The sequence below is a fragment of the Mycobacterium kyogaense genome (assembly GCF_036946525.1).
Taxonomy (GTDB): Bacteria; Actinomycetota; Actinomycetes; order Mycobacteriales; family Mycobacteriaceae; genus Mycobacterium; species Mycobacterium kyogaense_A.
The window spans coordinates 20,557-45,742 of the sequence record NZ_JAQIIY010000038.1; the positions used below are offsets into that span (position 1 = coordinate 20,557).

Annotated in this window: 25 protein-coding genes and 4 pseudogenes; 20 read left to right on the forward strand and 9 right to left on the reverse strand. The window is 69.4% G+C overall.

All coding sequences use genetic code 11. From position 1 onward, the window contains the following. Positions 1-12 precede the first annotated feature (12 nt). Positions 13-402 carry a (deoxy)nucleoside triphosphate pyrophosphohydrolase gene (locus PGN37_RS25665; RefSeq protein ID WP_335333797.1) on the forward strand — a complete coding sequence of 130 codons (390 nt, stop codon included), beginning with the start codon at positions 13-15 and terminating at the stop codon, positions 400-402. 4 nt (positions 403-406) lie between these two features. On the opposite strand, the gene PGN37_RS25670 is transcribed toward PGN37_RS25665, so the two are convergent. Further along, on the reverse strand, positions 407-1,006 hold the full coding sequence (locus PGN37_RS25670) for a TetR/AcrR family transcriptional regulator (RefSeq protein ID WP_335333798.1): 600 nt from the start codon (positions 1,004-1,006) through the stop codon (positions 407-409). Positions 1,007-1,094: 88 nt separating this feature from the next. Here PGN37_RS25670 and PGN37_RS25675 point away from each other — a divergent pair, with 88 nt between their 5' ends. Next, complete coding sequence (locus PGN37_RS25675; RefSeq protein ID WP_335333799.1) at positions 1,095-2,141, forward strand: aldo/keto reductase; 1,047 nt, start codon at positions 1,095-1,097, stop codon at positions 2,139-2,141. On the opposite strand, the gene PGN37_RS25680 is transcribed toward PGN37_RS25675, so the two are convergent. Continuing rightward, complete coding sequence (locus PGN37_RS25680; protein WP_335333800.1) at positions 2,138-3,547, reverse strand: PucR family transcriptional regulator; 1,410 nt, start codon at positions 3,545-3,547, stop codon at positions 2,138-2,140. The genes PGN37_RS25675 and PGN37_RS25680 overlap by 4 nt on opposite strands. Before the next feature lie 168 nt (positions 3,548-3,715). Between PGN37_RS25680 and PGN37_RS25685 the strand changes: the two genes are divergently transcribed. The 5 genes and pseudogenes from PGN37_RS25685 (at position 3,716) to PGN37_RS25705 (ending at position 8,505) form a co-directional block, all read left to right on the forward strand. After that, positions 3,716-5,197, forward strand: a complete 1,482-nt coding sequence (locus PGN37_RS25685) for an APC family permease (RefSeq protein ID WP_335333801.1) — start codon at positions 3,716-3,718, stop codon at positions 5,195-5,197. Continuing rightward, positions 5,194-5,889, forward strand: a complete 696-nt coding sequence (locus PGN37_RS25690) for an SDR family NAD(P)-dependent oxidoreductase (RefSeq protein WP_335333802.1) — start codon at positions 5,194-5,196, stop codon at positions 5,887-5,889. Before PGN37_RS25685 ends, PGN37_RS25690 begins: the two co-directional genes overlap by 4 nt. Then, a pseudogene (locus PGN37_RS25695) lies at positions 5,886-6,651 on the forward strand (SDR family NAD(P)-dependent oxidoreductase). Before PGN37_RS25690 ends, PGN37_RS25695 begins: the two are co-directional and overlap by 4 nt. A gap of 14 nt (positions 6,652-6,665) precedes the next feature. After that, positions 6,666-7,634 (forward strand): agmatinase, encoded by a 969-nt coding sequence (speB, locus tag PGN37_RS25700; RefSeq protein ID WP_335333803.1) that lies wholly within the window; start codon positions 6,666-6,668, stop codon positions 7,632-7,634. A gap of 1 nt (position 7,635) precedes the next feature. Continuing rightward, positions 7,636-8,505 carry a polysaccharide deacetylase family protein gene (locus PGN37_RS25705; protein WP_335333804.1) on the forward strand — a complete coding sequence of 290 codons (870 nt, stop codon included), beginning with the start codon at positions 7,636-7,638 and terminating at the stop codon, positions 8,503-8,505. Here the strand turns inward: PGN37_RS25705 and PGN37_RS25710 are convergent. Both PGN37_RS25710 and PGN37_RS25715 read right to left on the reverse strand, forming a co-directional pair. Next, on the reverse strand, positions 8,502-8,768 hold the full coding sequence (locus tag PGN37_RS25710) for a hypothetical protein (protein WP_335333805.1): 267 nt from the start codon (positions 8,766-8,768) through the stop codon (positions 8,502-8,504). The two genes, PGN37_RS25705 and PGN37_RS25710, sit on opposite strands and share 4 nt — an antisense overlap. 68 nt (positions 8,769-8,836) lie before the next feature. Further along, a complete protein-coding gene (locus PGN37_RS25715) occupies positions 8,837-9,001 on the reverse strand; it encodes a hypothetical protein (protein ID WP_335333806.1) in 165 nt (54 codons plus the stop codon). 56 nt (positions 9,002-9,057) lie between these two features. Between PGN37_RS25715 and typA the strand changes: the two genes are divergently transcribed. Both typA and PGN37_RS25725 read left to right on the forward strand, forming a co-directional pair. Then, a complete protein-coding gene (typA, locus tag PGN37_RS25720) occupies positions 9,058-10,977 on the forward strand; it encodes a translational GTPase TypA (RefSeq protein WP_335333807.1) in 1,920 nt (639 codons plus the stop codon). A gap of 69 nt (positions 10,978-11,046) precedes the next feature. Beyond that, a complete protein-coding gene (locus tag PGN37_RS25725; RefSeq protein ID WP_335333824.1) occupies positions 11,047-12,927 on the forward strand; it encodes an ABC transporter family substrate-binding protein in 1,881 nt (626 codons plus the stop codon). On the opposite strand, the gene PGN37_RS25730 is transcribed toward PGN37_RS25725, so the two are convergent. Beyond that, positions 12,911-14,149: a chloride channel protein gene (locus PGN37_RS25730; protein WP_335333808.1), complete on the reverse strand. Its 1,239-nt coding sequence runs from the start codon at positions 14,147-14,149 to the stop codon at positions 12,911-12,913. The genes PGN37_RS25725 and PGN37_RS25730 overlap by 17 nt on opposite strands. Before the next feature lie 61 nt (positions 14,150-14,210). On the opposite strand from PGN37_RS25730, the pseudogene mshB reads away from it, so the two are divergent. From mshB to PGN37_RS25765, 7 genes and pseudogenes are all read left to right on the forward strand, one after another. Continuing rightward, positions 14,211-15,066: pseudogene (gene mshB, locus PGN37_RS25735) on the forward strand (N-acetyl-1-D-myo-inositol-2-amino-2-deoxy-alpha-D-glucopyranoside deacetylase). 206 nt (positions 15,067-15,272) lie between these two features. Then, positions 15,273-15,653 carry a hypothetical protein gene (locus tag PGN37_RS25740; RefSeq protein WP_335333809.1) on the forward strand — a complete coding sequence of 127 codons (381 nt, stop codon included), beginning with the start codon at positions 15,273-15,275 and terminating at the stop codon, positions 15,651-15,653. 84 nt (positions 15,654-15,737) lie between these two features. Continuing rightward, a complete protein-coding gene (locus PGN37_RS25745; RefSeq protein ID WP_335333810.1) occupies positions 15,738-18,314 on the forward strand; it encodes a bifunctional FO biosynthesis protein CofGH in 2,577 nt (858 codons plus the stop codon). A gap of 154 nt (positions 18,315-18,468) precedes the next feature. Then, entirely contained in the window at positions 18,469-19,380 is a 912-nt protein-coding gene (locus tag PGN37_RS25750; protein WP_335333811.1) for a fumarylacetoacetate hydrolase family protein, read from the forward strand. Between the two features lie 9 nt (positions 19,381-19,389). Next, positions 19,390-19,854 carry a DUF2231 domain-containing protein gene (locus PGN37_RS25755; protein ID WP_335333812.1) on the forward strand — a complete coding sequence of 155 codons (465 nt, stop codon included), beginning with the start codon at positions 19,390-19,392 and terminating at the stop codon, positions 19,852-19,854. A gap of 17 nt (positions 19,855-19,871) precedes the next feature. Next, positions 19,872-20,606, forward strand: a complete 735-nt coding sequence (locus PGN37_RS25760) for a glycoside hydrolase family 16 protein (RefSeq protein WP_335333813.1) — start codon at positions 19,872-19,874, stop codon at positions 20,604-20,606. Positions 20,607-20,702: 96 nt separating this feature from the next. Continuing rightward, positions 20,703-21,119: a CsbD family protein gene (locus PGN37_RS25765; protein ID WP_335333814.1), complete on the forward strand. Its 417-nt coding sequence runs from the start codon at positions 20,703-20,705 to the stop codon at positions 21,117-21,119. Positions 21,120-21,162: 43 nt separating this feature from the next. Here PGN37_RS25765 and PGN37_RS25770 read toward each other — a convergent pair whose 3' ends face one another. Beyond that, a complete protein-coding gene (locus PGN37_RS25770; protein WP_335333815.1) occupies positions 21,163-21,711 on the reverse strand; it encodes a YceI family protein in 549 nt (182 codons plus the stop codon). Between the two features lie 302 nt (positions 21,712-22,013). On the opposite strand from PGN37_RS25770, the gene fdxA reads away from it, so the two are divergent. Then, a complete protein-coding gene (gene fdxA / locus PGN37_RS25775; RefSeq protein WP_043411558.1) occupies positions 22,014-22,337 on the forward strand; it encodes a ferredoxin in 324 nt (107 codons plus the stop codon). A 23-nt stretch (positions 22,338-22,360) separates the two neighbouring features. After that, on the forward strand, positions 22,361-23,473 hold the full coding sequence (gene dapC, locus PGN37_RS25780) for a succinyldiaminopimelate transaminase (protein WP_335333816.1): 1,113 nt from the start codon (positions 22,361-22,363) through the stop codon (positions 23,471-23,473). A 97-nt stretch (positions 23,474-23,570) separates the two neighbouring features. Here the strand turns inward: dapC and PGN37_RS25785 are convergent, their stop codons facing one another. The 3 genes and pseudogenes from PGN37_RS25785 to PGN37_RS27395 all read right to left on the reverse strand — a co-directional run bounded on the left by PGN37_RS25785 (position 23,571) and on the right by PGN37_RS27395 (position 24,437). Further along, positions 23,571-23,915 (reverse strand): LysR substrate-binding domain-containing protein, encoded by a 345-nt coding sequence (locus PGN37_RS25785; RefSeq protein WP_335333817.1) that lies wholly within the window; start codon positions 23,913-23,915, stop codon positions 23,571-23,573. Between the two features lie 91 nt (positions 23,916-24,006). Further along, a pseudogene (locus PGN37_RS27390) lies at positions 24,007-24,159 on the reverse strand (LysR family transcriptional regulator); the annotation flags it as partial. Further along, positions 24,108-24,437, reverse strand: coding sequence for a hypothetical protein (locus tag PGN37_RS27395; protein ID WP_442933026.1), 330 nt, complete (start codon positions 24,435-24,437; stop codon positions 24,108-24,110). The pseudogene PGN37_RS27390 and the gene PGN37_RS27395, both read right to left, overlap by 52 nt. On the opposite strand from PGN37_RS27395, the gene PGN37_RS25795 reads away from it, so the two are divergent. Together PGN37_RS25795 and PGN37_RS25800 are read left to right on the forward strand one after the other, a co-directional pair. Next, positions 24,399-24,743, forward strand: a complete 345-nt coding sequence (locus tag PGN37_RS25795) for a hypothetical protein (protein ID WP_335333819.1) — start codon at positions 24,399-24,401, stop codon at positions 24,741-24,743. The genes PGN37_RS27395 and PGN37_RS25795 overlap by 39 nt on opposite strands. Next, positions 24,740-25,186: pseudogene (locus PGN37_RS25800) on the forward strand (1-pyrroline-5-carboxylate dehydrogenase); the annotation flags it as partial. The gene PGN37_RS25795 and the pseudogene PGN37_RS25800, both read left to right, overlap by 4 nt.

The following is a 25,186-nucleotide window of genomic DNA, read 5'->3' on the forward strand; positions in this document are numbered from 1 at the left end:
CCGTGTGCGGCCGTGTCCACCCTGGTTGTCGTCGCCGGAGCGCTGATCGAGCAGGGCACGCTGCTCGTGGCGCAACGGGCCCGCCCGCCCGAGCTGGCCGGGTGCTGGGAGCTGCCCGGCGGAAAAGTGGCCGCAGGCGAGAGCGACGCCCGGGCGTTGCAGCGAGAGTTGTTGGAGGAGTTGGGAATCGAGGTGTCCGTCGGCGCGCGCCTCGGGGCCGATGTCGCACTGAGTGAGACGGCGACGCTGCGGGCGTATCTGGTCACGCGCACCGGTGGGGTGCTGCACCCGCACGACCACCGCGCGCTGCGCTGGGTCGGCGGCGCGGACATCGAGGGCCTGGACTGGGTGCCGGCCGATCGCGCGTGGCTGCCCGACCTGACGGGCCTCCTGCAGGGCTGACTCGTCACGCGGTGGGGCGGATGAACACCCCCGCCGCGAGCGCTGCGAGCGTCGCCCGTGTCGCGCGGTCGGCATCGTCGTCATCGGGTGCCCCGTTGCCGGTCAACATGCGGTAGTAGAGCGGCGCGGACAGGTGTCGGATGACGTCGGCGGGTTCTGTCCCCTCGGGCGCGTCGCCCCTGGCGATCCCTTCGGAGATCGCGGGCGCGAACACGTCGGTCCGCGTTCGATAGAACTGCGCGAGGGCGTCTCCTGTATCGCGGTTGCATGTAGCGGCGGCGATGATCGCCGCGAACAGGCGCCCCTGTCGAGGGTCCGCGAGGGTGCGCTGGATCAACCGGGCGATGCCGCGCAGGTCCTTGGGCAGGCTGCCGGTCGTCGGGCGCGGCGACGACGTGTCGGCCATGTCCACGAGCAGGTCGGCCACCAGTGCCGACACCGTGCCCCACCGCCGGTACACCGTCGACTTGCTCACGCCCGAGAGGCGGGCGATTTCGCTGAGGTCGACGCCCTCGAGGCCGCCGTCCACGAGGAGGTCGGCCGTCGCCTCGAGGACGGCCTCGCGCACCTGCGCGGTTCTGCCTCCAGGTCGCTGTGTCGCCATCTGATCATGTTAACGGGACAAGCGTCGCTTTAAGGGCGGATGTCTGGTAGCGTCCTTAAAAGGAATTCAGTCCCATTAAGGAGGTGGCGTGGAGTATCGACGTGTAGGCAATTCCGGCCTCGTGGTGTCCGAACTTGCCTTTGGCGCAGCCACTTTCGGAGGGGGAGAGTTCTTCAGCGCGTGGGGCAGCACCGACGTGGACGACGCTCGCCGGCTGGTCGACCGCTGCCTCGACGCCGGAATCACGTTGTTCGACACCGCGGACGTCTACTCGGCCGGTCGGTCCGAGGAGATCCTGGGGCGGGCAGTGAAAGGTCGGCGCGACGACGTGCTGATCTCCACGAAGGCGGCCCTGCCGATGGGACACGGCCCCGCAGATGCCGGTACATCGCGAACACGGCTGATCACCGCCGTGGAGCAGGCGTTGCGACGTCTCGACACTGACCGCATCGACCTGTTCCAGCTGCACGGCTTCGACGCCCACACCCCCGCCGAGGAGGTCGTCGAGACGCTGGATGTCCTGACCCGGCAGGGCAAGATCCGCTACAGCGGAGTGTCCAATTACGCGGGCTGGCAATTGATGAAGGCGCTCTCGGCAGCGGATGCGGCGCATGCCCCACGCCACATCGCCCATCAGGTCTACTACTCGCTGATCGGGCGCGACTACGAATGGGACCTGATGCCGCTGGGCATCGATCAGGGGGTCGGCGCGCTGGTCTGGAGTCCGTTGGGGTGGGGTCGGCTGACAGGGCGGATCCGCCGAGACTCCCCGGTGCCGACACAGAGTCGCCTCCACGAGACCGCAGCCGCCGGACCGCCGGTTGACGAGGAGCTGCTGTACGACGTCGTCGATGTGCTGGACGAGATCGCCTGCGAGACAGGGAAAACCATTCCGCAGATCGCGCTGAACTGGCTGCTGCGCCGCCCGACGGTGGCCTCGGTGATCGTCGGCGCCCGCGATGCCCGCCAGCTCGAGGAGAATCTGGGCGCTGTCGGCTGGTCGCTCACCCCCGACCAGATCGCGCGCCTCGATGCCGTCAGTGGGCGCGAACCGCCCTACCCCCACTTTCCCTATTACCGCCAAGCCGGTTTCGCTCGTATCAACCCGCCGCTGTTCCCGGCGACGCAGCGCTAACCGTGGTCGCGCCGGACACCGCCGGGGGAGCGGTCGAACGCGCGCAGCCCGATCGCGAACGCGGTCTGGTCGTCGAAGCTGAATGGATCGCGGCCGGTGATCTCTCGGATCCGCGCCAGCCGGTGGCGCACGGTGTTGGTGTGCAGGAACAGCGTCCGCGCGGTCTCGGACAGCGAACCGTTGGCCGCCAGAAACGTGCGCAGGGTCCGCACGTGCTGGGTGCCGCGCTCGCGGTCGAGCCGGTTCAGCGGCTCGATCAGCTGGGCCACGAACGGCGTCAGCTGCGCGCCCGGCAGCTGCTCGATCAGGCTGGTGAGCGTGCTGAGCTGATCGGGCCCGATGCTGCCACCGTGCTGATGGGCCAGGCTCAACGCGATACGGGACTGGGTGATCGCAGGCCCCAGTTCGGTGATCGGCACGTCGGCCGAGTGGCCCGACGGCAACGACAAGGTCTCGGCAGTCGTGTCGTCGCGCCCGGCCTCGGTGAGCACCAGGCACACATCGGAGGCGTCGCCGACAAGGTCGTCGGGGAAGGCCAGACACAGCAGCGCGCCGGCCCCGCCCGGCCACGCGGACACCCGCACCGTGGCCGACGGCGTGCTGGGCCAGCCCAGGAGTTGGTGCAGCGCGTCGGGCAGCAGCATCCGCCGTTCGACCAGGGAGAGCAGCTGGCCGACGCGCTCCCGGGCGAGGGCGGCCTCGATGTCGTGCTCGCTCTGCGCAGCCTGCACGAAACGGCCGATCGTCTCGAGCAGTGACGGATCGGGCGGCGTGCCGCGACCGATCCACACCAGCGCACCCAGGTCGCCGACGGGGACACTGACCTCGGTGTGATCGTCGTCGGTCGGCGGGCGGCCCTGCTGCTCGTCGAGAATGAGGTAGCAGCCCAACAGTTCTCCCGCCCGGTCGAGGAGCAGCCGGACCGGATCGCGCCTGCGCAGTGCCGCCATCATCTCGGGCACCAGGGCAGTGGTCGCGCGGGCGACGGCGAGTTCCGTGCCGAGCCGGTAGTCCGCCACGAAGCGGCTGACGGTCTCGAAGGGGACGTCTCGCGGTGCGACGACCACCGGCAGACCGTGCCCTCGGCATCTGGTGAGGAGCGCAGCCGGAACGACGTCGTGCCCGTCGCCGGTGCCGAAACACACGCCCGCAGCGCGGGAGCGGGCCAGTGCGTCCGCGAAGACGTAGCAGTCCTGCGGCGTGTGCAGGGACAGGCCGACGGTGCACACCAGTTCCCCGCCCTGGAGATAGCGGGCCGGGTCCCGGATCTCGGTCGTGTGCACCCAGCTGATCGCCCGATCCAGATCCTGCGGTCCGCCCGGCGGCTCGACCAGGCCCAGCGGCGAGCCGGCCAACAGGTCGCGCACCGTCGGCGCCACCGCGCCCGGGACCCGCGGGTCGGTCATGGCCCGAGCGTAACGCCGCCGACACATCGTGGCCCGTCGATCGTTGTGCGATCGTCCAATGCAACACCCCGCCATGGGTGGGATCGCAGCGTTTTCCGCGCTTCGGGTGGTGATCACGACAACGCGGATCGATAGTTCTCCCCAACCCGGCACCGGATGGGAGCACTCATGTCGTCATCGGTAGACAGCGTCGACTCGCCCTACGCCCTGCGGCGCGAATTCTCGCTCTGGTCGGCGTTCGCCTTCGCGTTCGCGTTCATCTCCCCGATCGTGGCCCTCTACGGAATCTTCGGGCTGGCCCTGACCGCCGCGGGCCCCAGCTTCTGGTGGGGCTTCCTGCTGGTGTTCGGTGGCCAGCTGCTCGTGGCGTTCGTGTTCGCCACCCTCGTGTCCCGCTGGCCGCTCGAAGGCTCCATCTATCAGTGGTCGCGCAGGCTGATGGGCACCGGTTACGGCTGGTTCGCCGGGTGGTTCTACATGTGGACGCTGGTGATCGCGATGGCGACCGTCGCGCTGGGAGCGGCCGGGTTCATCGCCAACATCGCCGGCGTCGAGGCGCCGTCAGGTGGTCTGCGTGCGGGCATCGCGGTGGTGATCCTGTTGTGCGGCACGGTGATCAATCTGATCGGGCGGGGTGCGCTCAAGCTGTTCATGACCGCAAGCATCGTCGCCGAGGTGCTCGGCTCGATCGGGCTGGGCACCTGGCTTCTGCTGTTCCATCGCAACAACTCGCTGTCGGTGCTGTTCGACGGTGGCGACAGCGGCGTCGACGTCTGGTCCTACCTGTCGGGGCCGTTCCTGATCGCGGTCGCGTTCATCGGCTTCTCGTTCGTCGGCTTCGAAAGCGCGGGCGCGATCGCCGAGGAGGTGCACGAGCCCCGCCGCGATCTCCCGAAGGCAGTGCTGTTCTCGCTGACGTTCATCGCGCTCGTGGTCGCCTACTCGAGCCTGGCGATCATCCTCGCCATCCCCGACATCGACGCGGTGACGGCCGGTTCGGTCGCCGACCCGGTGTACGACACCCTCACCACGGCGCTGGGCGCCGGCATCGCGAAACCGGTGGAGGTGCTGTTCGTCGTCGGGTTCCTCGCCAGCTTCCTGGCCCTGCAGACCGCAGCGTCACGCGTCATCTGGGCCTACGCCCGCGACGGCGCACTGCCCGCATCCGGAGTGTTGGCCCGCCTCGGTGGGGTCAACCGGATGCCGGTGGCGGCCATCGCCGTGACCACCGTCGTCGGCGGTGCCCTGTTCGGGCTGTCCATCATCGCCGGCGACATCTACTCCCTGATGGTCAACTTCACCACCGGCGGCTTCTATCTGGCGTTCCTGTTCCCGCTCATCGGGTTCCTCGTCGTGCTCATCCGCCGCACCTGGACCACGCCGTCCTTTTCCCTCGGCCGGCTCGCGTTGCCCGTGGCGGCGGTCGCCGTGGTGTGGGCGGTACTGCAGATGCTCAACATCTCCTGGCCCCGCGCGGTCTACGACCAGCGCTACCTCGACTGGTCGGTGTGGATCGGAGTGCTGGCGTTGGCGCTTCTGGGTGCGGTGATCTTCGCCGCGGTCCGGTCCCGCATCGTCGCCGTCAGCGTCATCGAGGAGGCCGAATCGCTCGACGAGCGGGCCGACGAGGCGCGGCGGTTCCGGCAGTGAGTGACCGTCGCACGGCGGTCGTCACCGGGGCGGCCAGCGGCATCGGTGCCGCGGTCGTCTCTGCACTGCGGGCGCGTGGATTCGCCGTCGCCGGAGTCGATCTCGTCGATACCGGCGGCGTCGACCTCGCAGTGCGTGCCGATGTGTCCGACAGCGCCGCTGTCGCGTCGGCAGTCGACGAGGTGCGTGCACGGCTGGGGCCGGTGTCGGCAGCCGTCAGCGTCGCCGGGCACTACGCGATGGCGCCGGTCGACCAGATCGATGCGACGACATGGCGGCGGATGCTGCGGGTGCACCTAGGCGGCTTCGTTAACCTCGCGCGGGCGTGCCTGGCCGACCTGGAGGCGACTGCGGGCTCGCTGGTGGCCATCGCGAGCGAACTCGCTGTCGGGGGAGGCGATCAGGACGCGCATTACGCCGCCGCCAAGGGAGCTCTGCTGGGAGCGGTGCGCAGCCTCGCCGCCGAGGTGGCTCCGGTGGGCGTGCGGGTGAACGCCGTCGCACCGGGACCCACCGACACACCCCTGCTCTCGGCTGATTCCCCCTGGCGAGCAGGCGAATACCTCAGCACACTGCCGCTGCGCAGGCTGGCGTTGCCGCACGAGGTCGCCCGATGCGTGGAGTACCTGGTGTGCGACGCGGGGTTCAGCGTGGGCGACGTGGTCAACGTGAACTCGGGGGCGGTGATATGACGACCTCTCTGACCGGCCGCGTCGCGCTGGTCACCGGTGCCGGGCAAGGGATGGGTGTCGCGCATGCCCGGCGGCTGGCAGCTGCCGGCGCCACCGTGGCCGTCAACGATCTGCGGGAGACCACCGAGCTCAGCGAATTGGCAAGCAGTATCGGCGGATTCGCGGTACCCGGTGACGTCTCCGATCCGGCCGAGTGCGTGCGCATCGCCGATGTCGTCGCCCACACCGCCGGCCGACTGGACGTACTCGTCGCCAACCACGCCTACATGACGATGGCGCCGCTGCTCGACCACGATGACGCCGACTGGTGGAAGGTCGTCGACACCAACCTCGGCGGCACCTTCTTCCTGATCCAAGCGGTGCTTCCGCACATGCGCAGGCGAGGGGAGGGCCGCATCGTCGTGATCACCAGTGAATGGGGTGTCACGGGCTGGCCGGAGGCGACGGCATATGCGGCGTCGAAGGCGGGCCTGATCTCGCTGGTGAAGACCCTCGGCCGAGAGCTGGCTCCGGAGGGCATCATCGTCAACGCCGTCGCGCCCGGAGTCACCGACACCCCCACAACTCGAGGTCGACGCCGCGGCAGCGGGGGTGGATCTGGCCACCGTGCACGATCGATATGCCGGCGCGATCCCGTTGGGGCGCATCGGAAATCCTGCGGAGATAGCGGCGGCTGTGGAACTTCTCGCCGACTTCGAGGTGTCGGCTGTGGTCGGACAGGTGTTGTCCTGCAACGGTGGGTCGACGCGGTCGCGGGTGTGAAGGGAGAACAATTCATGGCACAGGGATCTCATGTGCGCACCGCCAACGGCACGCTGGGACAGGTCGACGCCCAGCAGGTGCCCCGCTATGCGGGCCTGGGCACGTTCGCACGGCTGCCGCAGCGCCACGAGGTGGAGCGCTACGACATCGCAGTGGCGGGCGTGCCGTTCGACAGTGGGGTGACCTACCGCCCCGGAGCGCGGTTCGGCCCCGCGGCCATCCGGCAGGCGTCGCGGTTGCTGAAGCCCTACCACCCGGCGCTCGACGTCGCGCCGTTCACCGCCGTCCAGGTGGTCGACGCCGGCGACATCGCCGCCAACCCGTTCGACATCTCTGCGGCCGTGGACCAGATCCGCGACGGGGTGACCGGTCTGCTGGTCGAGGACGGCCAGCGGGTGGTGCTCCTCGGCGGCGATCACACGATCGCGCTGCCGGCACTGCAGGCGCTGCACGCGGTCCACGGACCGCTGGCGCTGGTGCACTTCGACGCCCATCTCGACACGTGGGACACCTATTTCGGGGCGCCGTGCACCCACGGCACCCCGTTTCGCCGGGCCGCCGAGCAGGGTCTGCTGGTCAAGGACCGGTCGGCGCACGTCGGCATCCGCGGATCGCTCTACGACCGCGCCGATCTGCTCGACGACGCCGAACTCGGCTTCACCGTGGTGCATTGCCGCGACATCGACCGCATCGGGGTCGACGGCACGATCGCGCGGATCCTCGAGCGGGTGGGCGATCACCCGGTGTACGTGTCGATCGACATCGACGTCCTCGATCCTGCTTTCGCCCCCGGCACAGGCACTCCCGAGATCGGCGGGATGACCAGCAGGGAGTTGGTCGCCGTTCTGCGGGCGATGCGCGAGCTTCCCATCGTGGGCGCCGACGTGGTCGAGTTGGCGCCCGCCTACGATCATGCCGAGGTGACCGCGGTCGCGGCGGCCAACCTCGCCTACGAACTGATCACCTTGATGGCGGGCCGATGACATGACCGAATTCGATTGGCCGAGCGGCAAAGTCGCGGCGGCGGCGTTCACGTTCGACCTGGATGCCGAATCCGCGGTGCTGTGGAATCCGTCCGGGGACTGGCAGGCGGTGGGTGCGCGGATGAGCGTGATGAGTCACCAGGCCTACGGCCCACTCGTCGGTCTGCCGCGCATCTTGGCGCTGCTGGAGCGTCATCAGGTCGCATCGACGTTCTTCGTGCCCGGCCACACCGCGGACCGGTATCCGCAGGCGATCCGCGCGATCGTCGCGGCCGGCCACGAGATCGCCCACCACGGGTATCTGCACGAGCAGCCCACGCAGCTCTCGCTCGAGGGCGAGATCGACGCTCTGGACCGCGGTTTGGCGGCGCTCGCCGACGTGGCCGGGATCAGACCGGTGGGGTACCGGGCGCCGATGTGGGATCTGTCGTGGCGCACGCCCGCGCTGCTCACCGAACGCGGCTTCCTCTACGACTCCAGCCTGATGGACGCCGACCACCCCTACGAACTCGCGGTCGGGGCCGACGGGCATCTGGTGGAGATCCCCATCCAGTGGGCGCTCGACGACTGGGAGCAGTACTGCTACCTGCCCGACGTGTCCGGCAGCGGTCTCATCGAATCACCGCGCAAGGCACGGGAATTGTGGCAGCTCGAGTTCGACGCGCTGCGCCGTGTCGGCGGCTGCTGGGTGCTGACCAACCACCCGTTCCTCAGCGGAAGACCCTCGCGTGCAGAAGAACTCGACGACCTGATCGGTTACGTCGCCGGGCACGCGGATGTGTGGACCACCAGCCTCGGCGACATCGCGGCGCACGTGCGCTCGCTGGGGTTGACGCCGCGCAGCATCAGCCCGCCCGACGTGCCGCGCTAGAACCGGAGCCGGTCGTCGAGAACGCGCACCGGGGCGTCGCGGTGGCGCGCCGCGTAGATCGGGTGCAGCAGGCTCGGGTGCTCGCAATGCGGGCACGACATCCGCGGGTCGCGGCGCGAGTTGAATGCCAGGTGGTGGCAGGCCGTGCACCGCACCATGTAGAGAGCGCCGATCCAGTTCATCAGGCCCAGATAGATCGCCAGGGCGGCCAGCGTCGCGAGCGCGATGATCAGGGCAACGGTGAGGACTTCGTAAACCGTCATGGTGGCCGACCTCCGTGGACAAAGGACTGACGGATGAGATCGACGGTACGCCGATTTCTCGCCCTTGATCAGGCCTTTCGCGCCCGCTTGAACACCTTCTGCAGGTCCTTGCCGCGCAGCCCGTTGCGCTGGGCTTTGTCGACCTTGTGCAGCACCACCGGGCACCGCTTACAGCGCGGTGTGCTGCGGCAACACTTCTTCTTCGGAGTGAGGTCGGTGAGCTTGCTGGCCACGTGACGGGTATCTCTCGTTTTCGCGATCGGTGCACCACACTGCGACAATCACGGGCGTGACTGCACGCCCAGACTTCCGCAACGTCGCCATTGTGGCCCACGTCGACCACGGCAAGACGACCCTGGTCGACGCGATGCTGCGTCAATCCGGTGCGCTGACCCACCGCGGTGACGACGCGATCGAGCGCCTGATGGACTCCGGTGACCTGGAGAAGGAAAAAGGCATCACCATCCTGGCCAAGAACACCGCGGTGCATCGGCAGAACCCGGACGGTTCCATGACGGTCATCAACGTCATCGACACCCCCGGCCACGCCGACTTCGGCGGCGAGGTCGAACGCGGTCTGTCCATGGTCGACGGCGTGGTGCTGCTGGTGGACGCCTCCGAGGGCCCGCTGCCCCAGACCCGGTTCGTGCTGCGCAAGGCGCTCGCCGCGCATCTGCCGGTCATCGTGGTCGTCAACAAGACCGACCGCCCTGACGCCCGGATCGCCGAGGTCGTCTCGGAAAGCCACGACCTGCTGCTCGACGTCGCTTCCGACCTCGACGCCGAAGCGCAGACGGCCGCCGAGTTCGCGCTCGGGTTACCTGTCCTCTATGCCTCGGGGCGTGCGGGCATCGCCAGCACCACCGAACCCGCCAACGGGCAGAACCCCGATGGGGAGAACCTCGACCCGCTCTTCGACGTGTTGCTCGAGCACATCCCGCCGCCGAAGGGCGATCCCGAAGCACCGCTGCAGGCGCTCGTCACCAACCTCGACGCATCGGCGTTCCTGGGCCGTCTCGCGCTGATCCGCATCTACAAGGGCAAGATCCGCAAGGGCCAGCAGGTGGCCTGGATGCGTGAGGTCGACGGACACCCCGTCATCACGAATGCCAAGATCACCGAACTGCTGGTCACCGAAGGTGTGGAACGTACCGCTACCGACGAGGCCGTCGCGGGCGACATCGTCGCGGTCGCGGGCATGCCCGAGATCATGATCGGCGACACCCTCGCCGACCCCGACCACGCTCACGCGCTGCCGCGCATCACGGTCGACGAACCCGCCATCTCGGTGACCGTCGGCACCAATACCTCGCCGCTGGCGGGCAAGGTGTCCGGGCACAAACTGACCGCTCGCATGGTCAAGAACCGGCTCGACTCCGAACTGGTCGGCAACGTGTCCATCAAGGTCGTCGACATCGGCCGCCCCGACGCCTGGGAGGTCCAGGGCCGCGGCGAGCTCGCGCTCGCGGTGCTGGTCGAGCAGATGCGCCGCGAAGGCTTCGAGCTGACCGTCGGCAAGCCGCAGGTGGTCACCCAGACGATCGACGGCAAGCTGCACGAGCCGTTCGAAGCGATGACGATCGACTGCCCCGAGGAGTTCGTCGGCGCGATCACACAGCTGATGGCCGCCCGCAAGGGCCGCATGGAAGACATGGCCAACCATGCCGCGGGGTGGGTGCGAATGGACTTCATCGTGCCCAGCCGCGGGCTGATCGGGTTCCGTACCGACTTCCTGACCCTGACCCGCGGCACCGGCATCGCCAACGCCGTGTTCGACGGCTACCGTCCGTGGGCCGGCGAGATCCGCGCCCGCCACACCGGTTCGCTGGTGTCCGATCGGTCCGGTCAGATCACCCCGTTCGCGATGATCCAGCTCGCCGATCGCGGGCAGTTCTTCGTCGAGCCCGGGCAGGAGACGTATGAGGGTCAGGTCGTCGGCATCAACCCGCGCGCCGAGGACCTCGACATCAACATCACCCGCGAGAAGAAGCTCACCAACATGCGCTCGTCAACGGCCGACGTGATGGAGACGCTGGCCCGGCCGCTGGACCTCGACCTGGAGAAGGCGATGGAGTTCTGCGCCGAGGACGAGTGCGTCGAGGTGACGCCCGAGATCGTGCGGGTGCGCAAGGTGGAGCTGACCGGATCGCTGCGCGCACGGGCGAAAGCACGGGCCAAGCAGCAGTCCAACCAACAGGCCGGGGTGTAGGGCAAGCCCGTCGCTACCCTGTACAGCGTGCCGTTCGCCCGCCGAGTTCTCTGCTGCGCGGCCGCGGTGATGGTGGCGGTGTCGGGCTGCACGGTGAGCCCGCCGCCCGCACCGCAGAGCACCGACACCACCAAGTCCACGGCGCCGCCGCCGACGAAGGCGACGCAGATCATCATGGCGATCGATTCGATCGGTCCCGGCTTCAACGCCCACATGGTGACCGACCAGTCCCCGGTCAACGCGGCGATCAGCTCGCTGGTGCTGCCGAGCACGTTCCGGCCGATCCCCGATTCCCGCACCCCGACCGGCTCGCGCTGGGAGATGGACCCCACGCTGCTGGAGTCGGCCGAGGTGACCAGCCAGGACCCGTTCACCGTCACCTACAAGGTCCGTCCCGAGGCGCAGTGGACTGACAACGCGCCCATCGGCGCCGACGACTTCTGGTACCTGTGGCGGCAGATGGTGAGCGAGCCGGGCACCGTGGACCCGGCCGGCTACGACCTGATCACCGGGGTGCAGTCCGTCGAAGGCGGCAAGACCGCGGTGGTGACGTTCTCCCAGCCCTACCCGGCGTGGCGGGAGCTGTTCCACAACATCCTGCCCGCGCACATCGTCAAGGACGTGCCGGGCGGGTTCTCCGCGGGGCTCGCGCAGGCGTTGCCGGTGACGGGCGGACAGTTCCGCGTCGAGAGCATCGACCCGCAGCGCGACGAGATCCTGCTGGCGCGCAACGACCGCTACTGGGGCAAACCCGCCGTCCCTGACCTCATCCTGTTCCGCCGGGGTGGCGCGCCCGCCGCTCTCGCCGACTCGATCCGCAACGGGGACACCCAGGTGGCGCAGGTGCACGGCGGGTCTGCGGTGTTCGCGCAGCTCTCGGCGATCCCCGACGTGCGAACCGCCCGGATCGTCACCCCGCGTGTCATGCAGCTGACGCTGCGGGCGCAGCGGCCCGCCCTCGCCGACGCGCAGGTACGCAAGGCCGTTCTCGGCCTGCTCGACGTCGATCTGCTGGCAGCGGTCGGAGCCGGTGACGACAACACCGTGACGCTGGCGCAGGCGCAGGTCCGCTCGCCGTCGGACCCGGGTTACGTGCCGACGGCGCCGCCCGCGATGACCCGCGACGACGCGATGGCACTGCTCGGGGCCGCCGGCTACCAGATCGAAACCCCGGCGCCGACAACGACACCGACACCGACATCGAGCCCGGCGCCGCCCGCGACGCCGGAGAACAACCGTGGCCAGCTGGTCAAGGACGGCGAGCCGCTGACCTTCGTGCTCGGCGTGGCCGCCAACGATCCGACGTCGGTCGCGGTCGCCAACACCGCGGCCGACCAGCTGCGCAGTGTCGGGATCGCGGCGTCGGTGTCGGCGCTCGACCCGGTGACGCTGTACGGGGAGGCGCTGACCGACAACACGGTCGACGCCGTCGTCGGCTGGCACCAGGCCGGAGGCGATCTCGCGACCGCGTTGGCGTCGCGCTTCGGATGTCCCGCGCTGGAGGCGACGGCCATCCCGACCACCGCACCGAGCACGACCACACCTGCTTCGACCACACCTGCTTCGACCACGCCTGCTTCGACCACGCCTGTTTCGACCGCGCCGAGACCGTCCGCCCCGCCGGTCACGGCCACGCCCACCACCGCTGCCAGCTCTCCCGCACCCGTGCCGGAGAGCGGTCAGCTGGTGCAGGCCCCCAGCAACATCACCGGCGTCTGCGATCGGTCGATCCAGCCCCGGATCGACGCCGCCCTGCAAGGCACCGCCGACATCGGCGAGGTGATCGACGACGTCGAACCGCGGTTGTGGGACATGGCCACGGTGCTGCCGATCCTGCAGGACACCACGATCGTCGCCGCCGGGCCCAGCGTGCAGGGGGTCAGCCTGACCGGCGCCGTGCCGGTCGGCATCGTGGGCGACGCCGGGCAGTGGGTCAAGCTGCCTCAGTAGCTGTGGGGGCTCGGCGCAGCCGTGTCAGCCCGTATGTCAGGCCGTATGAGGTGAACGCCGCGAGCGCGAACACCGCCAGCAGCCACACCGGCGGGCGCGCCAGCTCCCATACGAACAGGGCGGCGAACAGGGGCGAGCGTTGTGTGATCGCCAGCACCCCTGCCGCGCAGGTCAGCGACACCGCGGGTACGTGCAGCGCGGTGCCGGCCACTGAGTTCAGGCCCAACGCCACCAGAGATCCGGCCGCCGCTCCCGTCGCCAGCGCCGGGGTCAGCAGACCGCCGACGGCCCCGGCGCGCAAAAACGCCGCCGACAGCAGCGGTTTGAGTATCAGGATGGCCGCGGCGGCGCCGAGCGTGAGGCTGCTGTCGACGCTGACCTCGAGCACACTGCGACCGTTGCCGGGCAGCTCCGGCAGCCAGATCGAGCACACCCCCGTGAGCAGCCCGGCCGCGGCGATCGCCGGGATCAGCGCCGGCGACACCTTCGCGGGCCGGACAGCAGTGACCCGGGTGAACGCCCACCCGACGGCCAGCGCGAGCGGAGCCAGCGCCACGGCGAGAAGGGCCAGCCGCGGCGAGAGATCGGCGGCCGGCCAGGTCAGTGGATGCTCCAGGTGCGTGACCGGGGCAGCGACGGCGACCGCGAGGCTCGACGTGATGAGCGCGGTGCCGACCGCGCGAGGATGCCAAGTGTGCAGGAGGATTCGGCTCGCGAACAACGCGCCGCCCAACGGCACGCTGTACACCGCACCCAACCCCGCGCCGGCCGCGCACGCCAGCAGGATGCGACGGTCCTCGGCGGTCAGTGCCCACCGCGAGGTGCCGAGATCCCCCCACGCCACGGCCAGCTGACGGGGCGCACCTTCACGGCCCAGCGATGCCCCCGATCCCACGAGCAGCACCTGTAGCGCGGCGTCGCCCGTCAGCGCCAACCGCCGCACCGGCCGCTCCCCGGCGAGCACCGCGGACACGGCGGGCACGGCGCCGCGGCGCCGCAGTCGCCACCAACCCGTTCCGGCCAGCGCGCCGCCGAGCATCGGACCCAGCGCACGGCGCCAGTGGCCGCTGTTCTCGACACCGTCGAGCAGCGAGCCGAAGCTGTAGCGGTAGGTGAGGTGCTCGATGGCATGCAGCAGCAGCGTCGTCGCAGCTCCCGCGACGCCGGCGAGCAGACCGATCACGACGATCGCGCAGCCGAACTCGATCATGCGGCGAGACACGAGGCGAATCTAGGCCACACCTGGAGTCGATGACCGTCAGACGAGCGGGCAAGCTGAGCACATGGAGACGCCGCGACTGCTGTTCGTCCACGCCCACCCCGACGACGAGACCCTCACCACCGGCGGCACGATCGCCCACTACTGCGCTCGCGGCGCGCAGGTTCAGGTGCTGACCTGCACGTTGGGCGAGGAGGGCGAGGTGATCGGGCAGGAATGGGCGCAGCTGGCCGTCGACGCGGCCGACCAGCTCGGCGGCTACCGGATCGGTGAGCTGACCGCCGCGCTGGCCGCGCTCGGGGTGGACCGTCCCCGCTACCTCGGCGGCGCCGGCCGGTGGCGGGACTCCGGCATGGAGGGCACGCCCGCCCGGCATCGGGAACGTTTCGTCGACGGCGACACCGACGAGCAGACCGCCGCGCTCGCGGCGGTCATCGACGACCTGCGCCCGCATGTCGTCGTCACCTACGACCCGCACGGCGGCTACGGCCACCCCGACCACATCCACGCCCACCGGATCGCCATCGCCGGCGTCGCCGCGGCACAGTGGCGGGTGCCCAAGGTGTACTGGACCGTCATGTCGCAGAACGGGATTCGCAACGGCATCGCCGGGCTGTCGGGGCTCCCGGCGCACTGGGTCACCCTCGACGCCGACGCGCTGCCGATCATCGGGTTCACCGACGACGCGATCGACGCCGAGCTCGACGTCAGCGCGCACCTGCCCGCCAAGCTGGCCGCCCTGCGGGCGCACGCCACCCAGGTGCAGGTCGCGCCCGACGGCACTGCGATCGCCCTGTCCAACGACATCGCTCTGCCGGTGCCGTCGGTCGAGCACTACGTGCTGGTCTCCGGCGACGCGGGGGGAGCGCGACGAGCGCGGCTGGGAGACCGATCTGCTCGCCGGGCTGAGTCTGGGGTGAGTCCTCGCGCGACGGGGTACGCTGCCCTGGTCTGCCCGACGCGCGGAAGGGAAGCTCGTGGATCCGGATCTCGATCCCAACCTGCAGCACTGGCAGGACCGCCTCGACAACTTCCAGTGGGTCATCGGCTCGCTGGTCTCCGTCATCGACAGCATCCCGACCTGACGTCCTCGGCAACGCCGGCATCGGACCGGCTGCGCTGGGTCGTGCTCGCCGTCCTCGCCGTCGATGGCGTGCTCTCGGCATTGATGGCCGTTTTCTTCCTGCCGCTGCGCGTGGGCGGCGTCCCCGTCCCGGTCAGTGCCGTCCTCAGCGGAGCGATCAACGTGGCCCTGGTGTGGGTCGCCCTGCAGTGGACGTCGTCGACGCGACTTGCGGCCGCACCGCTGTGGGCATGGCTCGCGACGGTGCTGCTGTGCACCTTCGGCGGTCCGGGCGACGACATCGTGTTCGGCGGAGTGGGGTTGATGGAGTATGCGTCGATCCTGCTCATCGCCGTGGGAGCGCTGCCCGCGGGCTGGCTGCTGACCCGGCGGCGGGCCGAATCGGAACGGGCCGGGGCGGGCCCCGGGGCCAACCGCCGTTGACTACTGTGGCCCCTATGCCTGGCGTTGTGGTTTCAGAATGTGAGACGCGCGGATGATCCGCGTCGACGCCGGGGTTATGGGGAGGTGGCTCTGAACTCCCACCGCGGCACCGATCTGCCAGACCCCAGCCTCCCGTCGTCCGCTCCGCCCTCGTCGGCCGCGCTGCGGCGGGTGGTGCGGCGAGCGCGTGACGGGGTGGCGCTGAACGTCGAGGAAGCCGCGATCGCGATGACGGCGCGCGGCGCGGAGCTGGACGACCTGATGGCCAGCGCGGCGCGCGTGCGCGACGCGGGCCTGGAGGCGGCGGGCCGACGCGGTGCGCACGGCCGGTTGCCGGTGTCGTACTCGCGCAAGGTGTTCATCCCCGTGACGCATCTGTGCCGCGACACGTGCCACTACTGCACGTTCGTCACGGTGCCGGGCCGGTTGCGCGCGCAGGGCAAGGGCATGTTCATGGAGCCCGACGAGATCCTCGCGGTGGCGCGTCAGGGTGCCGAGATGGGCTGCAAAGAAGCCCTTTTCACCCTCGGAGACCGTCCCGAGGCACGCTGGGACGAGGCGCGGCAGTGGCTCGACGAACGTGGTTACGATTCGACGCTGGACTACGTGCGGGCGATGGCGATCCGGGTGTTGGAGGAGACCGGGCTGCTACCGCATCTGAATCCCGGGGTGATGACTTGGTCGGAGCTCTCGCGGCTCAAGCCGGTGGCCCCGTCGATGGGCATGATGCTGGAGACGACGTCGCGGCGGCTGTTCGAGACCAAGGGCCTTGCGCACTACGGCAGCCCCGACAAGGACCCCGCCGTGCGGCTGCGCACCCTCGACGACGCGGGCCGGCTGTCGATCCCGTTCACCACCGGGTTGCTGGTCGGGATCGGGGAGACGCTGACCGAGCGGGCCGAGACGATCCACGCGATCCGTCGCTCGCACAAGGAGTTCGGGCACGTCCAGGAAGTGATCGTGCAGAACTTCCGCGCCAAGGACCACACCGCGATGGCCGCCGTTCCCGACGCCGGCCTGGACGATTTCCTGGCCACGATCGCGGTGACGCGGCTGGTGATGGGGCCCAAGGTGCGCATCCAGGCCCCGCCGAATCTCGTCTCGAGGTCGGAGTGCTTGTCGCTGGTCGCCGCCGGCGTCGACGACTGGGGCGGCGTCTCGCCGGTGACGCCTGATCACGTGAACCCGGAACGGCCGTGGCCCGCGCTGGACGAGCTCGCCGAGGTGACCGCCGAAGCCGGCTATGACCTGGTGCAGCGGTTGACCGCGCAGCCCCAGTACGTGCAGGCCGGGGCGGCCTGGATCGACCCTCGCGTGATGAGTCACGTCAGCGCGCTGGCCGATCCCGACACCGGGTACGCGCTGGAGGTGAACCCGACCGGGCGCCCGTGGCAGGAACCCGACGAGGCCACCGAATCCCTTGGCCGCATCGATCTGCACAGCGCGATCGATTCCGAAGGCCGCCTGACCGAAACCCGCAGCGACCTCGGGTCGGCGTTCGGCGATTGGGAGTCGATCCGGGAGAAGGTGCACGAGCTCGCCGCCCGGGCCCCCGAGCGGCTCGACACCGATGTGCTGGCTGCTTTGCGTTCCGCCGAGCGCGACCCGGCCGGGTGCTCCGACGACGAGTACCTGGCGCTGGCCACCGCCGACGGGCCGGCTCTGGATGCCGTTGCCGCACTGGCGGATTCGCTGCGCCGCGACGTCGTCGGCGACGACGTGACCTATGTGGTCAACCGGAACATCAACTTCACGAACATCTGCTACACCGGCTGCCGGTTCTGCGCCTTTGCGCAACGCAAGGGTGATGCCGATGCGTTCTCGCTGTCGACGGCCGAGGTGGCCGACCGCGCATGGGAGGCGCACGTGGCCGGGGCGACCGAGGTGTGCATGCAGGGCGGCATCGATCCCGAACTGCCCGTCACCGGCTATGCCGACCTGGTGCGCGCGGTCAAAGCGCGGGTGCCCTCGATGCATGTGCACGCGTTCAGCCCGATGGAGATCGCCAACGGCGTCACCCGCAGCGGTACGTCGATCCGGGAGTGGCTGACCGCCCTGCGCGAGGCCGGCCTCGGGTCGATTCCCGGCACCGCTGCCGAGATCCTCGACGACGAGGTGCGGTGGGTGCTGACCAAGGGCAAGCTCCCGACCTCGATGTGGATCGAGGTCGTCACGACCGCACACGAGGTCGGGCTGCGGTCGTCGTCGACGATGATGTACGGCCACGTCGACACCCCGCGGCACTGGGTCGGCCACCTCAACGTGCTGCGCGACATCCAGGACCGCACCGGTGGCTTCACCGAGTTCGTCCCGCTGCCGTTCGTGCATCAGTCCTCGCCCCTGTACTTGGCGGGTGGGGCGCGACCGGGGCCCACGCACCGCGACAACCGGGCCGTCCACGCGTTGGCGCGGATCATGCTCCACGGGCGCATCCCGAGCATCCAGACCAGCTGGGTCAAGCTCGGTGTCGAGCGCACTCAGGTCATGCTCAACGGCGGCGCCAACGACCTCGGTGGCACGCTGATGGAGGAGACGATCTCGCGGATGGCGGGCTCGGAGAACGGCAGCGCGAAGACCGTCGCCGAACTGGTCGCCATCGCCGGAGGCATCGGGCGTCCCGCGCGTCAGCGTTCGACCGACTACACCCCGTTGGCCGCCTAGCCCCTGTCCGGCGAGCGCGCTGGGGGCACCTCCCGCTTGCGGGGGAGTTTGTCCCTCGACACGCCGCGAAAGGTGGGCACTGCGCGCGCACTCGATCGTGACGACTGCGCACGTCCTACCGCAATTCACAGCCGCAGCTGGTATCACCTTCACTGTGAAGCTGCGGCGCGTGCTGGTCGAGGATCGCATCGAGGTGCAGGCGCTCGACTCCGACGGCTCATGGCAGGCCGCTCCCGCCACCGATGCGCTGGGCGGTCGGGTGTTCGACGCGGATATCGAGCTCGCCGCCGCACGACGCCACCACGACGCATCGGGCACGGTGTTGCCGTTCGCGCCCGCATCGTTTCGCGATTTCATGCTCTACGAGCAGCACGCCATCGACGCCGCCCGGGGGCTGGTGCGGCGGTTCCATCCCGGCCAGTCGCGGGCCGCAGCGGTGGTCGAGGCGCTCACCCGAAAGCCGTTGCCGCTGTTCAAGCCCAAGCCGCTGTTCTATCGCCAGCCGATCTACTACATGTCCAATCATCTGACGTTCGTGCCCAGCGGTGTGCCGGTGGCCGTGCCGCCGTACTCGTCGGCCCTGGACTTCGAACTCGAGATCGGGTTCGTGCTGCGCGCACCGCTGCGCGATGCCGACCCCAAAGAGGCGCTCGAGGCCATCGGATCGTTCGTCGTCGTGAACGATTTCAGCGCCCGCGACGTACAACGTAGTGAGATGGCGACCGGACTGGGACCGCAGAAGGCGAAGCACTTCGCGTCATCGATGTCGGCGGTGGCGGTCACCGCCGACGAGATCCTGCCCCGGATCGACGATCTCACCGGTTCGGTCGCCATCAACGGCGCCACCGTGTCGACGGTGTCGAGCCGCGGTATGAGATGGACGCTCGGCGAGATGCTGGCTCACGCGTCGGCCGGCGAACAACTCTTTCCCGGTGAGCTTTTCGCCACCGGCACGCTGCCCGGCGGCAGCGGTATGGAGACCGGGCGGTGGTTGCGCCCCGGCGATCAGGTGACGTTGACGATCGACCAGATCGGTGACATCAGTCATGCGATCCTGACCCCGTAAGGAGCACTCGTGACCACGATCGCCGGTCTGCCCGCGCACGCTCTTCTCGTCCACGCCATCGTCGTCCTCGCCCCGCTCACAGCCGGTCTCGGTATCCTGTGTGCGTTACTGCTTTGGGCGCGAACACGTTTCGTGTGGTTGGTGGTGGCGTTGGCCGCCGTGAACCTGGTGCTCACCCCGCTGACCACGTCGGCCGGAGAGTGGCTGTACAACCGGGAGGACTCGCACAGCGCGATCCTGGAGACACACGAAGAGCGCGGTGAGACGATGATCTACTTCTCGATCGCGCTGCTGGTGATGGCGATCGCGATCGCGGTGCTGCACGTGCGTGCCGGACGTTCGGGCACGCCGCAGAAGGGGATCGCGATCGGCGTGGCGGTGCTCACGTTGGTGATCGGCGTCGCGACGACCGTACAGGTGGTCCGCATCGGGCACTCCGGCTCGGAAGCGAAGTGGGGCCTGGTCGACGAATAGTCGCTAGAGTCCGCGCCATGGGGTTCGACGAACGATTCGCTGCCCTGGATCCCGACGTGTGGACGGCGGCATATCTTCCCGCGTGGAGTTCGCGCGCCGCCGCGGCGGCCACCTTCACGGTCGGCGATGACGGCTTGACACTGTCGATTCCGGCCGATCACCCGCTGTGGTGTCCTGATCTGCACGAGACGCCGCTACGGGTGTCGGCGATTGCGAGTGCCAATCGATCCGGACCCGTGGGGTCGACCGATGCGCCGCAACCGTTCCGGGACGGTCTGGTGGTGCGCGAGGAGCAGCCGACGGTGCTCGGCTTCACGCCGCATTTCGGCGCCATCGCCGTCACGTGCACCGCGAATCTCACTGCGCGATCGATGTTCTCGGCGTGGATGGTCGGGCTGGAGGACCGGCCCGACAGATGCGGGGAGATCTGCCTGATGGAGGCGTTCGGCAACACGATCGACGGCGGCACCGCGGAGGTCGGACAGGGCATCCACCGATTCCGTGATCCCGCACTGCGGGAGGATTTCTCAGCGCAGCGCCGCAACATCGACATCACCCGGCCCCACACCTACGCCGCGCACTGGCGTCCTGGATCGGTGGAGTTCACCATCGATGGCGAGGTGACCAGAATCTGCACCCAGGCGCCGGACTATCCGATGATGCTCATCCTCGGTGTCTTCGACTTCCCGGACCAGCCGGGCGACTCCAGTCATTTGCCGTCCATGCGCGTCACTCACGTGACCCAGCACTGACCCGGCCGTTGTGTCGGACGTCACGGGTCCCTCGTCGTTCGGTTTCCCTGGTCACCGCCGTCTCAAGGGCGACAACGGAAAATCGAAGGAGTGATCATGGGAGAGCTGTCCGACAAGGCTCAGGAGATGGCCGGCCGCGCGCAGGAAGCGGTCGGCGACGCGACCGGTAACGACGATCTGCGCGCTGACGGCGCAGCGAATCGGGTCGAGGCCGAAGTGAAGCAGAAGGTCGACGAGGTCACGCAGAAGGTCGAGAACGTGACACAGGCGGCCGGCGAAAAGGCTTCAGAAATGGCCGATTCCGTGCAGGACAAGGCCGGCGAGGTGAAACAGGCCGTCGCCGAGAACGCCCCGCAGACGTCGGCCGTCGCTGTCGCGGTCGCCGCGGGAGCCGTCCTCGTCGCGGTCCTGCTGTTGCGCCGTCGGCGTACCACCTCGGGGAAGCGCCACAAGGGGCGCAAGGTCGCGACCAAGGCGGTCTCGGCCGGGCTGAAGGAAGCCATCGCCCGGTGACCGAACGGGCCGCATCGCCGCAGGGCGATGCGGCCCGCGATCGTCAGGCCTGCTTGAGCGCCTCGATCTCCAGCGTGATCGTCACCTTGTCGCCGACCACGGCGCCACCGGTCTCCAACGGCATGTCGATGTCGATGCCGAAGTCTTTGCGGTTCAGCACGACTGACGCCTCGAACCCGGCGACCTCGCCGTGCCCCATGCCGGGGTTGACCCCGTTGAATTCGAGATCCAGCGAGATCGGCTTGGTCACGCCCTTGAGCGTGAAGTTCCCGTCGAGTACGTAGTGGTCGCCGGCCTCGCGAACGGAGGTCGAGGCGAAGGTGGCGACGGGGTGGTTCTCCACGTCGAAGAAGTCGGCGGCCTTCAAGTGCGCGTCACGCTGCTCGTTACGGGTGTCGACCGAGTCGACCGCGATCTCGGCCGCCACGGACGGGGTGCCGTCCTCGGCGACGGTGATCGTCCCGCTGAAGGTGTCGAACCCGCCGCGGACCTTGCTCACCACGAGGTGGCGTACGGAGAAGCTGACCGACGAGTGGACGGGGTCGATGGCCCAGGTACCGGTCGGCAGGGCTGTGGCAACGGAGCTGGTCATGGGAATTCCTTCCGGACATGCGTCGGACGGTCCGACGGTGGCACCCGCTGAAACGGACCGCGGTCCGAATACATTCCCGACACGGCGCGACGACAATCGTCGAGGTCCCACGCGCGTGGTATCTGCAACGTTTAGTATCAGTAACCACGCGGAACCCTCACGGGTGTTCTGCGGAGTTAGGGCACACTGACACGCGCGGCCAACCAGCGGCAGGGATACTTGCTGAGCCGGTCGCGCCGACCAGCGCGCCTACCGGGAACAGCCCACCGGACAGGTAGTTCGAGAGGACTTAGGAGAAGTTCGTGACGTACACGATTGCCGAGCCCTGCGTCGACGTCAAAGACAAGGCATGCATCGAGGAATGCCCTGTCGATTGCATCTACGAGGGCGCCCGGATGCTGTACATCCACCCCGACGAGTGCGTCGACTGCGGCGCCTGCGAGCCGGTGTGCCCGGTCGAGGCCATCTACTACGAAGACGATGTGCCGGACCAGTGGAGCAGCTACACACAGATCAACGCCGACTTCTTCAGCGAGCTGGGCTCGCCCGGCGGCGCATCCAAGGTCGGCCAGACCGACAACGATCCGCAGGCGGTCAAGGACCTGCCGCCGCAAGGTGAGGACTGACCTCATCGGCGGGACACCGTCCCGTGCCTGACGTCGCCGCCCGTCGCCGGTCGGCGTCGCTGCCGGTGTTCCCGTGGGACACCCTGGCCGACGTCACCGCGGCTGCACGCGCCCATCCTGACGGCATCGTCGACCTGTCGGTGGGCACGCCCGTCGATCCCGTCGCGCCGCTGATCCGGGAGGCGCTCGCCGCGGCCAGCTCAGCGCCGGGGTATCCGACCACCGCGGGGACGGCCGCGCTGCGCGAATCGGCGGTCGCGGCTCTCGCCCGTCGGTACGGCGTCACCGGGCTCGACCCCGCCGCGGTGCTCCCGGTGATCGGCACCAAAGAACTGATCGCGTGGCTGCCGACGCTGCTCGGTATCGGCGCCTCCGACACCGTCGTGGTCCCGGAGCTGGCCTACCCCACCTACGAGGTCGGCGCGCTGCTCGCCCGGGCTGGCGTGGTCCGAGCCGACTCGCTGACCCAGCTGGGACCGCAGGTTCCCGCGCTGGTGTTCCTCAACTCGCCCAGCAACCCGACGGGCAAGGTGCTCGGCGTCGAACATCTGCGCAAGGTCGTCGGCTGGGCGCGCGAACGCGGGGTGCTGGTGGCCTCCGATGAGTGCTACCTCGGGCTGAGCTGGGATGCTGCGCCGCTGTCGGTGCTGCATCCCGACGTCTGCGACGGGGACCACACCGGACTGCTGGCCATCCATTCGCTGTCGAAGACGTCGTCGCTGGCCGGCTATCGCGCCGGTTTCGTGGCCGGTGATCCGGCGGTGGTCGCCGAGCTGCTCGCCGTGCGCAAGCACGCCGGGATGATGGTGCCGACGCCGGTGCAGGCGGCGATGGTGGCGGCCCTCGACGACGACGCGCACGAAGCCGAGCAGCGTGCCCGCTACGAGCGCCGGCGCGAACTGCTGCTGCCGGCGCTGCAGTCGGCCGGCTTCACTGTCGACCACTCCGAGGCGGGGCTCTACCTGTGGGCGACGCGCGGCGAGCCGGGTCGCGAGACGGTCGCGTGGCTGGCCGAGCGCGGCATCCTCGTCGCTCCCGGGGAGTTCTACGGCCCCCGCGGCATGCGGCATGTGCGGGTGGCGTTGACGGCGACCGACGAGCGCATCGCCGCCGCGGTCGCCCGCCTGGGTTCCTAGCGCGAGTTTTGCCGGCGTAGGCCGCCACGAAGTGGGGGACAGACGCGAACTCGAGCGCGACGCGCCGCAAACAGCTCGAGTATGTGTCTTCTCGCGGTCAGGAAAGTGTGAGTTCTGCCGGCGCGACCGAGGCCAGCGCCTCGCGGCAGGCGCGGATCGCGGGAGTGCGGCGCAGCGTGGTCCTGGTCGCGGTGAACACGGTGCGGCGACGGGCGTCGACGTCGATGACGCGGACGTCCGGGCGGCGACGCACCCGCATCAGGTCCGGCAGGATCGCCACCGCGTTCCCGCTCTCGATCAGCGCGATCTGCGCTTCCAGGTCGTCGGTCTCGAACCGGACATCGGGCTCGAATCCGGCTCGGCGGCAGAGCTGTTCGGCCCAGTGCCGGGATGCGGTGCCGGCGGGTTCCATCGTCCAGGGCATCTGGGCCGCGTCGGCCACGGTGCGCACCCCGCTCCCACTGCTCACCGGTCGTGGGCACGGCGAGCCGGAGGAGATCCGAGGTCAGCGGTTCGCGATCCAGGTCGGGATACACGCGAGCCGCGTGCCCGGGGTACTCCTCGGCGATCACGAGGTCGAACTCCCGCATCCACGTCTCGTAGAGCGCCTGCTCGGGCTCGCGCTGCGACATCGTCACTCGCAGCCGGGGATGACGGGTCGCGAGTTCGGTGAGCATCTGCGGCATGAACGCCGAGGCGGCGGACTGGAACACGGCGAGACGCACCGTGCCGGAGGCTTCGTCGCTGCGCGCCGCGACCCTCGCTGGCGGCCAGTTCGAGCCGGTCCAGGATCGCCGCGGTGTGTTCGACGAGCACTTCGGCGGCCGGGGTGAGCCGCACCCGGCGGCCGACTTTCTCCAGTAGCGGTACCCCCGACGTCGTGCTCCAGCCGGGCCAGGGCCTGCGACACCGACGACGGACTCTGATGCAGCGCCTCGGCGACGCCGGCGATGGTGCCGCGCACACTGAGCTCCCGCAGCAGGCGCAGACGGCGCGTGTCGAGCAGATTCCGGGCGACGAATCGTCACTTCTGCTTACGCTTTTTCTTCACAAAACATCGCTTTATTTTAGGGTTCGTCGGCGGGATCATGAAGAGATGACGCTCATCGATCGTGACGCCGACGTGCTGACTGACGTCGAGACCCTGGTCCGTGGCTGGCTCGACGACAGCCGCGGGGCGGCACGACAGCGCGGCTGCCCGCCGGCTGGCCGACGTGCTCCGCGACCCCCGCCGGGCTCGACTTCACCGTCGGCTTCGTCGACCGGGTGATCCGCCCCGACGACCACCGCGTCGCGGCCGCCAACCTGCGCGATCTCGCCCGCACCGCCCCGGGCTTCCTGCCGTGGCACCTGCGCCGGCTGATCGCGCTCGGCGCGGCACTCTCGCTCGTCGTTCCCGGGCTCGTGATCCCGATCGCCCGCAGGGCATTGCGGGAAATGGTCGGCCACCTGCTCGTCGACGCGACCGACCGGCGCCTCGGCCCGTCCATCGCCCGCATTCGCGACCGCGGGGTGAGTCTCAACATCAACCTGCTGGGGGAGGCGGTTCTCGGCCGGGACGAGGCGCAGCGGCGCCTCGACGGCACCGAACGCCTACTCGCGCGCCCCGACGTCGACTACGTCTCGATCAAGGTCTCGGCCACCGTGCCGCCGCACTCCCCGTGGGCGTTCGACGAGGCGGTCGACCACGTCGAACGCAGCCTGCTACCGCTG